The 14,680-nt window shown below is 61.1% G+C and carries 12 protein-coding genes; 8 read left to right on the forward strand and 4 right to left on the reverse strand.

The genetic code is table 11. From position 1 onward, the window contains the following. The first annotated feature begins 2 nt into the window (after positions 1 to 2). From DTP52_RS01495 to DTP52_RS01510, 4 genes are read left to right on the forward strand one after another with little or no spacing between them, the layout of a single operon-like run. Positions 3 to 713 (forward strand): EscJ/YscJ/HrcJ family type III secretion inner membrane ring protein, encoded by a 711-nt coding sequence (locus DTP52_RS01495; RefSeq protein WP_178082455.1) that lies wholly within the window; start codon positions 3 to 5, stop codon positions 711 to 713. Then, positions 700 to 1,266, forward strand: a complete 567-nt coding sequence (locus tag DTP52_RS01500; protein ID WP_109751533.1) for a secretion system protein — start codon at positions 700 to 702, stop codon at positions 1,264 to 1,266. The genes DTP52_RS01495 and DTP52_RS01500 overlap by 14 nt, the downstream gene beginning before the upstream one ends. Beyond that, positions 1,238 to 1,945 (forward strand): oxygen-regulated invasion protein, encoded by a 708-nt coding sequence (locus tag DTP52_RS01505; RefSeq protein ID WP_025569710.1) that lies wholly within the window; start codon positions 1,238 to 1,240, stop codon positions 1,943 to 1,945. Before DTP52_RS01500 ends, DTP52_RS01505 begins: the two co-directional genes overlap by 29 nt. Beyond that, entirely contained in the window at positions 1,935 to 2,372 is a 438-nt protein-coding gene (locus tag DTP52_RS01510; RefSeq protein ID WP_178082446.1) for a hypothetical protein, read from the forward strand. The genes DTP52_RS01505 and DTP52_RS01510 overlap by 11 nt, the downstream gene beginning before the upstream one ends. A gap of 136 nt (positions 2,373 to 2,508) precedes the next feature. Here DTP52_RS01510 and DTP52_RS01515 read toward each other — a convergent pair whose 3' ends face one another. Next, positions 2,509 to 3,993: a hypothetical protein gene (locus DTP52_RS01515; RefSeq protein WP_256594240.1), complete on the reverse strand. Its 1,485-nt coding sequence runs from the start codon at positions 3,991 to 3,993 to the stop codon at positions 2,509 to 2,511. A gap of 220 nt (positions 3,994 to 4,213) precedes the next feature. On the opposite strand from DTP52_RS01515, the gene DTP52_RS01520 reads away from it, so the two are divergent. Then, on the forward strand, positions 4,214 to 5,233 hold the full coding sequence (locus DTP52_RS01520; protein WP_109751534.1) for a quinone-dependent dihydroorotate dehydrogenase: 1,020 nt from the start codon (positions 4,214 to 4,216) through the stop codon (positions 5,231 to 5,233). A gap of 311 nt (positions 5,234 to 5,544) precedes the next feature. On the opposite strand, the gene rmf is transcribed toward DTP52_RS01520, so the two are convergent. Then, complete coding sequence (rmf, locus tag DTP52_RS01530) at positions 5,545 to 5,760, reverse strand: ribosome modulation factor (RefSeq protein ID WP_003223300.1); 216 nt, start codon at positions 5,758 to 5,760, stop codon at positions 5,545 to 5,547. Between the two features lie 530 nt (positions 5,761 to 6,290). Here rmf and rlmKL point away from each other — a divergent pair. Beyond that, on the forward strand, positions 6,291 to 8,561 hold the full coding sequence (rlmKL, locus tag DTP52_RS01535) for a bifunctional 23S rRNA (guanine(2069)-N(7))-methyltransferase RlmK/23S rRNA (guanine(2445)-N(2))-methyltransferase RlmL (protein WP_109751535.1): 2,271 nt from the start codon (positions 6,291 to 6,293) through the stop codon (positions 8,559 to 8,561). Positions 8,562 to 8,704: 143 nt separating this feature from the next. Continuing rightward, positions 8,705 to 11,089, forward strand: coding sequence for a GGDEF domain-containing protein (locus DTP52_RS01540; RefSeq protein WP_109751536.1), 2,385 nt, complete (start codon positions 8,705 to 8,707; stop codon positions 11,087 to 11,089). Positions 11,090 to 11,239: 150 nt separating this feature from the next. Here DTP52_RS01540 and dacB read toward each other — a convergent pair whose 3' ends face one another. Beyond that, a complete protein-coding gene (dacB, locus tag DTP52_RS01550) occupies positions 11,240 to 12,706 on the reverse strand; it encodes a D-alanyl-D-alanine carboxypeptidase/D-alanyl-D-alanine-endopeptidase (protein WP_109751538.1) in 1,467 nt (488 codons plus the stop codon). 231 nt (positions 12,707 to 12,937) lie between these two features. Between dacB and DTP52_RS01555 the strand changes: the two genes are divergently transcribed. Beyond that, a complete protein-coding gene (locus DTP52_RS01555; protein ID WP_025212695.1) occupies positions 12,938 to 13,282 on the forward strand; it encodes a YggL family protein in 345 nt (114 codons plus the stop codon). A 159-nt stretch (positions 13,283 to 13,441) separates the two neighbouring features. Here the strand turns inward: DTP52_RS01555 and DTP52_RS01560 are convergent, their stop codons facing one another. Then, on the reverse strand, positions 13,442 to 14,632 hold the full coding sequence (locus tag DTP52_RS01560) for a benzoate/H(+) symporter BenE family transporter (protein WP_109751539.1): 1,191 nt from the start codon (positions 14,630 to 14,632) through the stop codon (positions 13,442 to 13,444). Positions 14,633 to 14,680 lie beyond the last annotated feature (48 nt).

Genomic DNA, 14,680 nt, shown 5'->3' on the forward strand with positions numbered 1-14,680 from the left:
AGTTGAAGCCAGGCCTGTTGTGGCTGCTGTTTTGTCTGGCGCTGGTGGGGTGTCGCCAGCCGAGTCTGCTGGAAGGGCTGGATCAGCAGCAGGCCAACGAAGTGCTTTCGGTGCTGCAACGCAACAACATCGCGGCGGTGAAAGTCGACGGCGGCAAAGCCGGCTACGCGGTGAAAATCGATCAGCTGGATTTTTCCGCCGCGGTCGATCTGCTCAACCTCTATTCCTTGCCGTCCCGGCCACGCCTGCAAGTCGCCGAGATGTTCCCGTCCGACTCCCTGGTGGCTTCACCCCGCGCGGAAAAGGCCCGCTTGTATTCGGCATTGGAGCAGCGCATCGAACAGTCCTTGGGGGTACTCGAAGGCGTGGTTTCCGCACGGGTGCATGTCAGTTACGACCTGGACGCCGGCGAGGGTGGACGCAAGCCGGCGCCTATCCATCTTTCGGCGTTGGTGCTGCATGAGCGCGATATCGAAGCGCAATTGCTGATCACTGACATCAAGCGTTTCCTCAAGAACAGTTTTGCAGCGGTGGAGTACGAGAACATCTCGGTGGTGCTGTCCAAGCGTTCGCCGACCCAGCATGTCGCGCCGTCGCTGGCCGTACCGCAGGGACCGTCGCGCTGGCCTTGGTTGTTCGCCGTGATCGGCGGTGGCGGCGCAGCCTGGGCCTATCTCCAGTCAAACCCAGGGCGGCGTGATGTCGGACCTTGAACATCTACAGCAGATCTTCGCTGAGCCCTTGGCTTATCTGCACCCTCAACGCCTGGTGATACCGGCAGGATTCGAAGGGGACGCGGCACGCCGCCAGCTCAACCGAATAGTGCTGGAGGGGCTGGAACTGCAAGGGCCGTGGCCGGCGGTGCCGCTGACCGGCGTGGTGAAACAGTGGGTTCGTCATTGGCGCCAATTGCCCTGTATCGCCTTGTTGATAGGCGCCTATCGCTTGATGCCCGACCTGGCGCGTGGCGCGGCCCTGGGCTGCTTGCCCGTGTCGGTTCGGCGGTTCGCCGGCTACAGCCTCGGCGCGCGAAGCGGCCTGCCAATCGAGGGCTCGCCTGTCGCCGTGGAACAGGTCGAAGCGGCCGGCCTCAATGCACTGTGGAGCTGGGAAGGGCAGGTCCCGCCGATGTTGCTCGAACGCCTGGCGTTGCAGTTCTCCGCGCCAGTGGTTCGCTTGCACCAGCAATGGCCAGTCTCGAAACCTGATCCCGTTCTTTTCTTTTTGGCGGTGCAGCATGCTCGATTCCATCCGCTCCCTGAGTGACCTGCCGGCGTCCGAGGACGTGCGCCTGGCCCGCGAGGACATCGCCGCCGCCCGCCGCCGTCAAGCCTTGCAGCGCGAGGCCCAGCGCCGGGCGCGTGAGTGCATCGAGCAGGCCCAGCGCGAGGCCGCGGCGGTTCATGCACAAGCGTTTCAACAAGGCTATGCCGAAGGCATCCTGCGGGCAACCGGGCATCTGGCCGACGGCTTGCTGAAGTCACAGAACCTGGCGCTGCAATTGCGCAACGACCTTGCACAGGCTGCGGGTGATTTGCTCGCGCAAGCCTTGAGCCGTTCGCAATGGCTGGACGAAATGCTCGAACATTGGCTGGCCGGGCAAACGGGCGACCCGGGCGCGGTACTGCACGTATTGCTGCCGCTGCATTGTCGCCCGCGCGGCGATGAACTGCGCGACAGCTTGCGCGAGCGTTGGGCTGGCGAGCTGATTGTCGAATATCACCGGCAAGACCGCTATGTGCTGCGGTTGGCGGATCAACTGCTGGAGTTCGATGTTGAAACGACCCGACAACGGCTGGCGCCAAGGCTGTTGGCGAGCATCGCTGATCTGCCGGAATCGGTCCGTGTCCTGGACCAGGCTTCGCAGCAGGCGTTGAAGGATCTGTGCTTGGGCTTCGTCGACACCCCGCAGACCGCCTCTGGAGAAGTCCACCATGAAGATTGAATCCATGAGCGTTTCCAGCCCCGTTGAGCACGGCGCCAGCGCGTCGGTCGAGAGGCTGGAATCGAGGTTGCTGGCCGCCCGCCAGGAAGCGGCTGGCAGCAAGCGTCCGGACCCTGAGTTCGAGCACTTGTATCAATTGCTGCTGGCCATGGAAGGGCAGGGGGAGAAGGCGATCCATGAATTTTTACGCACGCTGCGGGGAGCGGATGGAGCAACCGCTGCGTACCCCACCGCCAAGGCGTTGAAGGCGATTACGCAACAGGTTCTGTATCGATTGAAGGAGGACGGGCTGGAAAAGTCGCAGCTCTATAAGGAAGTCGTCGGGGCCAATGGCCTGGCGTTCGCCATGGAAGTCTTTGTCTTGGGCGTGATGCGCGATGTGATGCAGCCGATGGGGGATGACGCTTGGGAGAAGAGTGAGTGGTGACACGGCGTGCGCCTTGGCAAGAAAGCCAGGCGCACAATGCTGTTCAGTGATTGACCTTGTGGCGAGGGAACAAGCTCCCTCGCCACACTTCGAGTGCTTTTTGCGGTATCCGCTTACCGTTTGATAGCAAGAAAATCTATGCGGGTTGGGTGCGCGCGTTGACGTACGTCGTGCCGGGACGCACAGCGAACACGACGGCAGCGACCAATGAATTGACCATATGGTCGACCATTTCCTTCGGGATGGGCAGGCTCGAAAAGTATCGGGATGCTGCGATGACGACGTCCATGATTATCTGTCCTACGGAGGTTCGTATCGCATTGGTGGACAGGAGTTGGTTGGCCACGATGCCGGAAGTGGGTATTCGGAAAGACATGGGGTCGATACGAAAACCCTTTTCGGAAGGATTTTCTTGCAGGGCGTGCATCGCTTCGCCCATGAGTACTTGGCCGAAGACGTCGGCCCCGGCGTTGTAGGCGCCCCGCAATACATCGTGTCCCAATATCGGAACCAGGGAGTCGACAATTTGCTCGGCCTGGGCCTCAATCGGCAGATTTGTATCGGGCCGGGCATTGGCCTGTTGCTCCGCCCAAGTCGACAGTTGAAAGGCAAAGCTTTCCGCTTCGGAGGGTGGGGGCTTGCTGCCCTGCGCCATGACATACCCGGGACCTGAGTGTGGTGCGGTGTAGTTCATGCCGGTGAAGGACAGGAACTGGAGCACTCCGTTCAGCGCGCCAGCGGCTGCCGTACCGCCGGGGGTGGCTTTTGCATTGTCGCCAGTGGGGCAGAACAGGCTCACCAGGTCCTGGGCAAACGTGTAGAACGCCATTTGCGAGCCGAAGGAGGCCAATGCCGGCAGCGCGGTTGGAACGGTTACAGCGGCTGTCAGGGCTAGGGCCGATACTGTGAGGGTGATGAGGCGAGCCATGCGCGTTTCGGCGTTCGCGGTTCCATTGCACTCGTCCCTGATGGCGCCGAGAATGTTCAGCAGTGGGCCGATGCACTGGGCAACCGCGCCGATCACACTGCGTGTCAGTGGCGAAGCGGCAGCGGACTGGAGTGTTTTTTCCAGGGCGAACCCGACCAGTTGCCTGATCACCGTGAGGGTGCCGGTGACCAGGCCGGTGCGCAGGCCGGAAATCGTCAGGTTGCTGGCCCAGCGTCCGAGATCGCCCTCGAATTCGTTGTTGACCAGCTTGCCCAGTTGCTCGCCGAGGTATTCCAGGATGATTTGGCCGCGTTGTATGAACGAGTCGGAATCTAATGAATGGCTTGAGCCTTCGAACATACTCAGGTCAATCTCTAAAACGCTATCACCGTCGCCGTCAGTGGCGCCGTTTAGCTTCGATTCGACGTCTTTGACGATTGCCCGAGTGGGCATGTCGGCGCTGTTCATTTGCTCTGTAATGAGTTCATGAAGGGCTTCGTCGACGCTCATCAGTGCGATTTTTAAATTTTCTGATGACAGCTGGCTTTTCTGCTCAGCAGGAATGCTTTCATTGAGCATCTCTAAAATGGTGTGGGACGAGCCCCCTTCAATATTGATGACAGTGTCCGGTCTATCGGTGCGAACGGATTCATTTGGAATGGGGCGAGTTAAAGGCAGGGATGAAATTTGCATTTTTGATCCTGGATGCGAAGGGCTTTCTGGTTGCTGCCGTTGCAGCTGCATCGCTCTTTTGCAGGCTTTTGGCGCTCGCAACTATCAAATAACGCTCCAAGGCAAAGGGGCGCGGCGCGTTGGCGCAAAGATGGAGCCCGCAATCAAAGCGGTTCTCGCCGCTAGCGCTCCTGCTCGGTATAATCCCGTCACTTTTTATTACCCTGAGTCAAACCCACCCATGTACACCCTGGCCCGTGAGCTGCTGTTCAAACTTTCCCCGGAAACCTCCCACGATCTGTCCCTGGACCTGATCGGCGCGGGCGGACGTTTGGGCCTCAACGGTTTACTGTGCAAGGCCCCGGCGAAGTTACCGGTGACGGTCATGGGCCTGGAGTTTCCCAACCCGGTCGGGTTGGCGGCGGGCCTGGACAAGAATGGCGCGGCCATCGACGGGTTCGCCCAGCTGGGTTTCGGTTTCGTGGAGATCGGTACCGTTACCCCGCGCCCACAGCCCGGCAACCCCAAGCCACGGCTTTTCCGCCTGCCGCAAGCCGAGGCGATCATCAACCGCATGGGCTTCAACAACCTGGGCGTCGACAACCTGCTGGCCCGGGTGGCCGCCGCCAAGTACAAAGGCGTGCTGGGCATCAACATCGGCAAGAATTTCGACACCCCGGTGGAGCGTGCCGTCGACGACTACCTGATCTGCCTGGACAAGGTCTACGCCCACGCCAGCTACGTGACCGTCAACGTCAGCTCCCCCAACACCCCGGGCCTGCGCAGCCTGCAATTCGGTGATTCCCTCAAGCAACTGCTGGCCGACCTGGCCCAGCGTCGCGCGGAGCTGGCGTTGACCCACGGCCGGCACGTGCCACTGGCGATCAAGATCGCCCCGGACATGACCGACGAAGAGACTATCCAAGTCGCCCAGGCCCTGATCGAGACCGGCATGGACGCGGTGATTGCCACCAACACGACCCTGGGTCGCGAAGGTGTCGAAGGGCTGGAGCACGGTGACGAGGCGGGCGGTTTGTCCGGTGCGCCGGTGCGTGACAAGAGCACTCACACCGTGAAAGTGCTGGCTGATGAGTTGGCAGGGCGTTTGCCGATCATTGCGGCGGGAGGCATCACCGAGGGCCGGCATGCCGCCGAGAAAATCACCGCCGGGGCGAGCCTGGTGCAGATTTATTCGGGTTTTATCTACAAAGGGCCGGCGCTGATTCGTGAATCAGTGGATGCGATTGCGGCGTTGCGTTGATTCAGGCGCGCTCGGCTCTATTGTGGCGAGCAGGTTTTTTTGTGGGAGCAAAGCTTGCTCGCGATACGGGCACCTCGGTTCCAGATAGACCGTGTCGTCTTCATCGCGGGCAAGCCTTGCTCCCACAGAAGGTGGGGCTCGCCCACAAGAGTGTTTGCAGTCCAGGTATTCACAGTGTTCAGAAAACCCAGGCATTAAAAAGGGCTCCTCGAAGGAGCCCCCTGGGCCGTAGCCCGCCGTCCGGATGGGACGTGCGTGGTTAAATCGATATGGGTGTCAAATTGTCGAGTTCTTGAGTATTAAGCCCTGTGTCAGCCGACGGCGTGAAGTTCGTTGAGTCTATGGATACCCGCAGTGCCGGTCATACCGTCCCAATTGTCGCCGCGTCCTTCTCGCCAGCCATTGATCCAGGCTTGACGTACCGACGGTAGAGTAAAGGGGCAAAGCTCACGGGATTTACCACCAACGCCATATTGGTAACCACGTAAAAATGCTCTTTCCAACGGATCACGCTTAAGTCTTCTCATAGGGTGTTTCCCTCACTTGTTGACTGTTGCTTCGCGTCGACCTCTATCGAGGCCGGGGCAGAATCATTCTGCCGTTGGTGGCTCGTTGCCGGCGTGACGAGCCAAGGTGTTGGCGCCGTTGCGACGTCAACCTGTGTTGAGTTCTAACCAAAGCGTCACATGGATGGAATGATCGTTTTGTCATAAGCACGTAACAATAAAGATGTTAGGGCGATAAGTAACTTGATGTTCGTTGACCGCTTTTGAGCAAGACCCCTGTATGATCGGCCCTGCGCCAAAGGGGCAGTCTTCCTTCGAATGAGAATGTCCCCCTGTTGCACTCAGGTACTATTCGACGAAAGGGTCGAGTTTTCACAATTTGTTGCACAGAATTTTTTATCTGCCTTCGCATCCAAGCTCTTCTAACCTGAGCGGCGAGGGCGGGACGGCACACTCTCGTGCCACGCGGGTGCTCTTGAGAAAAGCACCTGATTGAACCCGACCCGGCAATGCGTTGCCCGGTCCACTTAGCCAAAGGCTCTGGAAATCCCATGTCCGATCGTTTCGAACTCTTCCTCACTTGCCCCAAGGGCCTCGAAGGCCTGCTCATCGAGGAAGCCGTCGGGCTTGGCCTTGAAGAGGCGCGCGAGCACACCTCCGCCGTGCGCGGCATGGCCGACATGGAAACGGCCTATCGCCTGTGCCTGTGGTCGCGCCTGGCCAACCGCGTGTTACTGGTACTCAAGCGTTTCCCGATGAAGGACGCCGAAGACCTGTACCACGGCGTGCTGGACGTCGACTGGCAAGACCACATGCTCGCTGATGGCACCTTGGCGGTGGAGTTCAGCGGCCACGGCTCGGGCATCGACAACACTCACTTCGGCGCCTTGAAAGTCAAGGATGCCATCGTCGACAAGCTGCGCACCCCGACAGGCGAGCGACCGTCCATCGACAAGCTCAACCCGGACCTGCGCATCCACCTGCGCCTGGACCGTGGCGAAGCGATCCTCTCCCTGGATCTTTCTGGCCACAGCCTGCACCAGCGCGGCTATCGTTTGCAGCAGGGCGCTGCGCCGCTGAAGGAAAACCTCGCCGCCGCGATCCTGATCCGCGCCGGTTGGCCGCGTATTGCCGCTGAAGGCGGGGCGCTGGCCGACCCGATGTGCGGTGTTGGCACGTTCCTGGTGGAGGCCGGGATGATCGCCGCCGACATGGCGCCGAACCTGCGCCGCCAGCAATGGGGCTTCACCGCCTGGCTCGGCCACGTGCCGGCGCTGTGGAAGAAGCTCCACGAAGAGGCGACCGCCCGCGCCGCCGCCGGGCTGGCCAAGCCGCCGTTGTGGATTCGCGGCTACGAAGCCGACCCACGGCTGATCCAGCCGGGCCGCAACAACGTCGAGCGGGCAGGCTTGAGCGAGTGGATCAAGATCTATCAAGGCGAAGTCGCCACCTTTGAACCCCGTCCGGACCAGAACCAGAAGGGCCTGGTGATCTGCAACCCTCCGTACGGTGAGCGTCTGGGCGATGAAGCCAGCCTGCTTTACCTCTACCAGAACCTGGGCGAACGCCTGCGCCAGGCCTGCCTGAATTGGGAGGCGGCGGTGTTTACTGGTGCGCCGGACCTGGGCAAGCGCATGGGCATTCGCAGCCACAAGCAGTATTCGTTCTGGAACGGGGCCTTGCCGTGCAAGTTACTGCTGATCAAGGTGTTGCCGGATCAGTTCGTCACCGGCGAGCGCCGTAGCCCGGAACAGCGTCAGGCCGAGCGTGAGCAGGCCGCCTACGATCAAACCCCGGAAGTGCCGCAAGAGCGCCAGTACAACAAGAACGGCAACCCGATCAAACCGGCCCCGTCGCCAGCCCCTGTGGTCGAGCAGGCGCGGTTGAGCGAAGGCGGGCAGATGTTCGCCAATCGCCTGCAAAAAAACCTCAAGTCGCTGAGTAAGTGGGCCAAGCGTGAAGGCGTTGAGTGCTACCGGGTCTACGATGCCGACATGCCGGAATACTCCATGGCCATTGACCTGTACCACGACTGGGTGCACGTTCAGGAGTACGTTGCGCCAAAGTCCATCGACCCGGAAAAAGCCTCGGCCCGTTTGTTCGACGCCCTGGCGGCCATTCCCCAGGCACTGAACATCGACAAGAGCCGCGTGGTGATCAAGCGCCGCGAGCGTCAGAGCGGCACCAAGCAGTACGAGCGCCAGAGCGCCCAGGGCAAGTTCACCGAGGTCAACGAAGGCGGGGTGAAGCTGCTGGTCAACCTCACCGACTACCTGGACACTGGCCTGTTCCTCGACCACCGGCCAATGCGCCTGCGGATCCAGAAGGAAGCGGCTGGCAAGCGTTTCCTCAACCTGTTCTGTTACACCGCGACCGCAAGCGTCCACGCTGCCAAGGGTGGTGCCCGGAGCACCACCAGTGTCGATTTGTCGAAAACTTACCTGGATTGGGCGCGGCGCAACCTGTCGCTCAATGGTTTTTCCGACAAGAACCGTCTGGAACAGGGCGATGTGATGGCCTGGCTTGAAGCCAGCTGTGATGAGTACGACCTGATTTTCATCGATCCGCCGACCTTCTCCAATTCCAAGCGCATGGAGGGAGTGTTCGACGTGCAGCGCGATCATGTCCAGTTGCTGGACCTGGCCATGGCGCGCCTGGCACCGGGCGGTGTGCTGTACTTCTCCAACAACTTCCGCAAGTTCCAGCTCGAAGATAACCTCGGCGAGCGTTATGCGGTGGAAGAGATCACAGCCAAGACCATTGATCCGGATTTTGCACGCAACGGTAAGATCCACCGTGCCTGGAAGATCATGTCTCGTTGACTCGTAGCTGATTGGATCCACGAAGCCTTGTATTTCAAGGCTTCTGGCCTCATTTGGGGACTGGTCAAAGTAATGGCTAATAGCTATAACTTAGGCTGTGTCCAGGGTTGTGCCCATGCCTGGCTCCTTTCTGAGTTGTATTTATGGCATTGCATCAGGTGCGCCCCAGAATACTGGGCTTTATCAGCGAAGATGTGTCGGCCTGGCTGGTGGCTTCGCTGGTCCTGCTGGCCGGTACGGTCCTGACCGGCTTGCTGACCTGGGCGATGATGAACCTGTTCAATCAGCAATTGCGCCAGCGCTTCGAACTGCAAGCAGAGGAGCGTTTCAGCCGCATCGAGGAACATTTCCAGGACGAGGAGCTACTCCTCGACAGCCTGGGACGCTTCTTTGCCAACTCCGAAGATGTCTCCGACAGCGAATTCCATGGTTACGCCGACGCACTGTTGCGCCGTACCCGGGCCTTCGCCTGGGCACCCAGGGTGCTACGCGACGAACGGCAAGCGTTCGAACAGCAGGCGCGGGCCGAAGTGGCCAGCCAATTTGCGATCCGCGAGGCGGATGACAACGGTGGCTTGCGGCAGGCCGCCGAGCGGGACGAATACGCACCGGTGCTCTACATCCACAATCGGACTCCCTACGGGGCACCACTGGGCCTGGATCTGCTTTCCGAACCCTTGCGCCGTGCCACCCTCGAACGTGCCCGTCAGCGCGGCGGACTGGTGGTCTCGCAACCCGTGGACCTGATGGGCGCCGACCCGGTGTTTACCCGCGGAGTACTGCTGGTTGCGCCGGTTATCCGGGAATCGGCCAGCGAACCGTTCGGATACGTGGTGGCGGCCATCAGCATGCGGCAACTGGTAGGTGACGGACTGCCAGCGTCCGGTCACGACAATCTGTCGATGCGGATCATGGACCTGTCTGTCGAAAACGCGGAAGAGGCGCTGTTCGAGTCCCACAACCCTGTGGGCCGTAGTGATTTGTCGGCGACCCGTCTATTGCGCTTGGCCGATCGCGACTACCGGGTGGAGTTGCGTCCCAGCCGGGTGTTCCTGTCGACCAATCATTCGTCGGTCACCAGCATGGTGATACTCGGCGGCTTGCTCAGTCTGCTGCTCAGCGCCTTGCTTTATGTGCTGGTCAGCCAACGGCAAAGAGCCTTGAAACTGGTGGAGCAACGCACCCTTGAGTTGCGCGCCCGGGAGCAGGAACTGCGCGGTACCCACGGCCAATTGCGCGGTGTGCTGGATGCCGCGACCCAGGTCGCGATCATCGCCACTGACCTGCGCGGCGTCATTACCACCTTTAACGCCGGTGCTGAGCAGATGCTCGGCTACCAAAGCTGCGAGGTCCTGCAAAGCATGACCCTGGAAGGCCTGCATGTACCGCGCGAACTCCAGGCCCGCGCCGCGCAACTCGGCGCGCGCTTTGGCAAACCGATTCCCACGTGTCATGCGATGCTGCTCGAGGGCGGCGAGCAGGGCGGACAACAGGCGCGGGAGTGGACCCTGGTGCGCCGCGATGGCAGCCACCTGACCGTGAACATGCTCGCCACTCCGATGCTCGATGACCAGGGGCTGTGGGTCGGGCACCTGGCAATCTGTATTGACATCACCGAACGCAAGCGTGTCCACGAAGCATTGGCCGCCCGAGACCTGTTGTTGAAAAAGCTCAGCGCCCATGTGCCCGGAGGCATCTACCAGTTCAAAATGGATTTCAACGGCCGTTTCAGTGTGATCTATGCCAGCGACGGCATTCGCGACATCTATGAATTGGAGCCCGATGTGCTGGTGCAGAACGCCGAGGCGATCTTCTCGCGCATCCACCCACTGGACAGCACGCGTGTTCGCGCTTCGATCCGTTCTTCGGCTCACACCTTGAGCCCGTGGCGGGAAGAGTATCGGGTGCAGTTGCCCTTGCGCGGCCTGCGCTGGGTGCGCGGCGAGGCCACGCCCGAGGAACTGCCCGGCGGCGGGGTGTTGTGGCACGGCTATATCTCGGATATTTCCGATCTCAAGCGGGTGGAGGAAGAGCTGCGAGCCTTGTCCGTGACCGACGCCTTGACCGGCATCCGCAACCGCCGCTACTTCCAGGAACGCCTGACCTCGGAGATGGCCCGAGTCGAACGCGGTTCCGGGGGGCTGGCGGTGATCATGCTCGACATCGATCACTTCAAGCGCATCAACGACCAGCATGGCCACGCGGTGGGCGACCGGGTGCTGCAGGTGGTCTGCCAGCGCGTCGCCCAACGGTTGCGTCGCACCGATGTGTTCTGCCGGCTGGGTGGCGAAGAGTTCGTAGTGCTGTGCCCGGACACCGACAGCGACAGTGCCTATTCCCTGGCGCTGGGGCTGTGGGAAGGCTTGCGGGCAGCGCCCATCGAGGATGTGGGTTTTGTCACCGCCAGCTTCGGTATCGCCACCTGGCGCGCCGGGGAGGGCGCCGATGCGTTGCTGCTAAGGGCTGACTCTGGCGTTTATGCAGCCAAGCAGGCCGGGCGGGATCGGGTCGAAGTGCAGTTGGGCTAGCCCCGATTGATCTTCTGCGGGCACAAGTGCGTGTATGACACAGATTCCCTGTGGGAGCGAGCCTGCTCGCGATAGCGGTGTGTCATTGAACATCGATGTTCGCTGACCGACCGAATCGCGAGAAGGCTCCCACATTGGGTTTGTGCCGGGTCAGAGCACCGAAGCCGTCTGCGGCAGTTTCGGCTGGCGGTACAGGTCCAGCAGCACTTGGTCCAGTACCGAAGATGCGCCCCAAGGCTTCGGATCGTTGAGAATCGCTACCACCGCCCAGGTATTGCCGTTGATGTCGCGGCTGTAGCCGGCGATGGCGCGGACGGTGTTCAGGGTACCGGTCTTGACGTGGGCTTCACCGGCCATGGCAGTGGTCTTGAGGCGTTTACGCATGGTGCCGTCGGTGCCGGCAATCGGCATCGAACTGATGAACTCCGCCGAGTACGGGCTGCGCCAGGCGGCTTGCAGCATGGCGGCCATTTCCCGGGCACTGACCCGTTCGGCGCGGGACAGCCCGGAGCCATTCTCCATCACCAGGTGTGGCGCGGTGATGCCTTTCTTCGCCAACCACTGGCGCACCACCCGTTGCGCCGCCTTTGCGTCGTCACCGTCGGCTTCGTTGCGGAACTGCGCGCCCAGGCTCAGGAACAGCTGCTGGGCCATGGTGTTGTTACTGTATTTGTTGATGTCGCGGATGATCTCCGCCAGGTCCGGGGAGAACGCCCGGGCCAGCACCTTGGCGTTGCTTGGGGTCGCGGCCAGGCGGTCCTGGCCCTGGATGCTGCCGCCCAGTTCCTTCCAGATCGCCCGCACCGCACCGGCGGTGTAGGTGGCGTGGTCCAGCAGCGACAGATAAGTCTGCGAGCTGCAACCGTCGCCGAGCTGGCCGCCGACGGTCACCGTCACGCTGCCGTCCGGCTGGGTCACCGGGTTGTAGCGCACGCCGCCAGCGCATTGCTTGGAATTGACGGCCTTGACCTGGTTTTCGATGCGAATGCTGGCAATCGGTGGCTCTACCGACACCAGCACCCGGCCGCCGTCATTGCGGGCGACGAAGCGCAGGGCCTTGAGGTTGACCAACAGCGAGTCGGGCTTGACCAGGAACGGTTTGTTTTCGTCGTTGCCGTCGTCGTTGAACTCGGGCAGTTGCGGCTGGATGAAGAAGCCGCGATCGAGCACCAGGTCGCCGGTGACTTGCTGCACGCCGTTGGCCCGCAGGTCGCGCATCAGCAGCCAGAGTTTTTCCATGTTCAGCTTGGGGTCGCCGCCGCCCTTGAGGTACAGGTTGCCGTTGAGAATCCCGCCGCTGAGGGTGCCGTCGGTGTAGAACTCGGTTTTCCACTGGTGATTGGGACCGAGCATTTCCAGGGCCGCGTAGGTGGTCACCAGTTTCATGGTGGACGCCGGGTTCACCGAAACGTCGGCGTTGTACAGGGTCGGGGTACCGGGGCCGTTGAGCGGGATCATTACCAGGGACAGGGCGTCATCCTGCAGCTTGCTGGCCTTGAGGGCCTTTTGCACGTTGGGCGACAGGGCGGTATTGATCGTGGCGGCGTGGGTGGTGACAGGGAGGGCCAGGGGAAGAAGAAGGCTGGCCAGAAGCAGTGGACGCAAAGATTTGATCATTTGAAATAAAACCCTACGGGCGAGGGGGAAAAGACGAGGACATGAAAATGAACGTCCTCAACGGTCATGAAAGTGTCGGCATTATGCCCCAAGCCGCAACGGCTTGGGCCGTGCCTGAGCCCTTCGAATGCTATTTTTTACCGACGGTAGGCCGATACGCCCGATCAGTCGGGCAATCGACGCACCAAACTGGTAAAGTGCCGGCCGTTATTACTTATGAGGATTGTTCCAATGGCGACTAACCGTTCCCAGCGTCTGCGCAAAAAACTGTGCGTGGATGAATTTCAAGAGCTGGGTTTCGAACTGAACCTGGATTTCAAAGAAGATCTGGCCGATGAGGCTATTGACGCTTTCCTCGACGCTTTCCTGAAAGAAGCCATGGAAGCCAACGGCCTGGGCTATGTCGGCGGTGACGACTACGGTCTGGTTTGCCTGCAGAAGCGTGGTTCGGTCACCCAGGAGCAACGTGCTGCCGTTGAAGCCTGGCTCAAGGCACGTCCTGAGCTGACCAGCGTGGAAGTCAGCCCGCTGATGGACGTCTGGTACCCGGAAAAGCCGATCAATCCGGTCGCTTGATGTAAAAAAACCGGCAGCCCTTCCGGGCGCCGGTTTTTTTGTGCCTGTCTGTTGGGTAGATGTTGTCCTTCAGGCCGCCATCGCGAGCAGGCTCGCTCCCACAGAGGGATCTGTGTCGTTCACAACAACCCTGTGGGAGCGAGCCTGCTCGCGATGCTTTTAAGCGTTGCGCCAGTTCAGGATCAGCAAGGTCAACACCCCCGCCACAATCCCCCAGAACGCCGAGCCGATGGAAAACAGCGTCATCCCCGACGCCGTGACCATGAAGGTGATCAGCGCCGCTTCCCGTTCCTTCACTTCGCTCATGGCGATGCTCAAGCCGTTGATGATCGACCCGAACAGCGCCAAGGCCGCGATGGACAGCACCAATTCCTTGGGCAGCGCCGCGAACAACGCCGCCAGCGTTGCGCCGAACACTCCGGCGATCCCGTAGAAAACCCCGCACCAGAGCGCCGCCGTGTAGCGCTTGTTGCGATCTTCGTGGGCATGCGGCCCGGTGCAGATGGCCGCACTGATGGCCGCCAGATTGATACCATGGGAACCGAACGGCGCCAGCAGCAACGAAGCGATGCCAGTGCTGGTGATCAGCGGCGAGGCCGGCACGTTGTAGCCGTCGGCCCGCAGCACGGCGATGCCGGGCATGTTCTGCGAGGTCATCACCACCACGAACAGCGGAATGCCGATGCTGATGGTGGCCGCCAGGGAAAAGTGTGGTGTGGTCCAGACGGGCGTCGCGACTTCCAGGACAAAGCCGCTGAAGTCCAGCAACCCCATCAGGCCCGACAACGCCGTACCGATCAACAGTGCCGCCAGTACCGCGTAGCGCGGCGACAGGCGCTTGACGAACAGGTAGGTGAAAAACATCCCCAGTACCAGGCCGGTGCGATGTTGGGTGGCGATGAAGATTTCGCTGCCGATCTTGAACAGAATCCCCGCCAGCAACGCCGCCGCCAGTGAGGCCGGAATCCGCTTGACCAGGCGCTCGAAACTGCCGGTCAGGCCGCAGACCGTCACCAATACCGCACAGGTGATGTAGGCGCCGATGGCCTCGCCGTAACTCACGCCGCCCAGGCTGGTGATGAGCAGCGCCGCGCCGGGTGTCGACCAGGCGATGGTGATCGGTGTGCGATAACGCAACGACAGGCCGATGGAGCACACCGCCATGCCGATGGAAATCGCCCAGATCCACGAGGAAATCTGCCCGCTGCTCAACCCTGCTGCCTGCCCTGCCTGGAACATCAGTACCAGGGAACTGGTGTAGCCGGTCATCATTGCGATGAACCCGGCGACGATGGCCGAGGGCGAGGTATCGGCCAGCGGGCGAAGTGGCGTGGTCGTGACTTCGGTCATGGTGCAGAGTGGTCCTTATTGTAGATTTGCCTGGCCTGGTGGAGCCAC

This window comes from Pseudomonas sp. 43mfcvi1.1 (assembly GCF_900115935.1).
Taxonomy (GTDB): domain Bacteria; phylum Pseudomonadota; class Gammaproteobacteria; order Pseudomonadales; family Pseudomonadaceae; genus Aquipseudomonas; species Aquipseudomonas bijieensis.

Coding starts and splice junctions, on each gene's coding strand:
- DTP52_RS01510 (WP_178082446.1), top strand. CDS start 1,935: ATGAAGATTGAATCCATGAGCGTTTCCAGCCCCGTTGAGCACGGCGCC.
- dacB (WP_109751538.1), bottom strand. CDS start 12,706: ATGATCAAATCTTTGCGTCCACTGCTTCTGGCCAGCCTTCTTCTTCCC.
- DTP52_RS01505 (WP_025569710.1), top strand. CDS start 1,238: ATGCTCGATTCCATCCGCTCCCTGAGTGACCTGCCGGCGTCCGAGGAC.
- DTP52_RS01560 (WP_109751539.1), bottom strand. CDS start 14,632: ATGACCGAAGTCACGACCACGCCACTTCGCCCGCTGGCCGATACCTCG.
- rlmKL (WP_109751535.1), top strand. CDS start 6,291: ATGTCCGATCGTTTCGAACTCTTCCTCACTTGCCCCAAGGGCCTCGAA.
- DTP52_RS01515 (WP_256594240.1), bottom strand. CDS start 3,993: ATGCAAATTTCATCCCTGCCTTTAACTCGCCCCATTCCAAATGAATCC.
- DTP52_RS01540 (WP_109751536.1), top strand. CDS start 8,705: ATGGCATTGCATCAGGTGCGCCCCAGAATACTGGGCTTTATCAGCGAA.
- DTP52_RS01520 (WP_109751534.1), top strand. CDS start 4,214: ATGTACACCCTGGCCCGTGAGCTGCTGTTCAAACTTTCCCCGGAAACC.
- DTP52_RS01500 (WP_109751533.1), top strand. CDS start 700: ATGTCGGACCTTGAACATCTACAGCAGATCTTCGCTGAGCCCTTGGCT.
- rmf (WP_003223300.1), bottom strand. CDS start 5,760: ATGAGAAGACTTAAGCGTGATCCGTTGGAAAGAGCATTTTTACGTGGT.
- DTP52_RS01555 (WP_025212695.1), top strand. CDS start 12,938: ATGGCGACTAACCGTTCCCAGCGTCTGCGCAAAAAACTGTGCGTGGAT.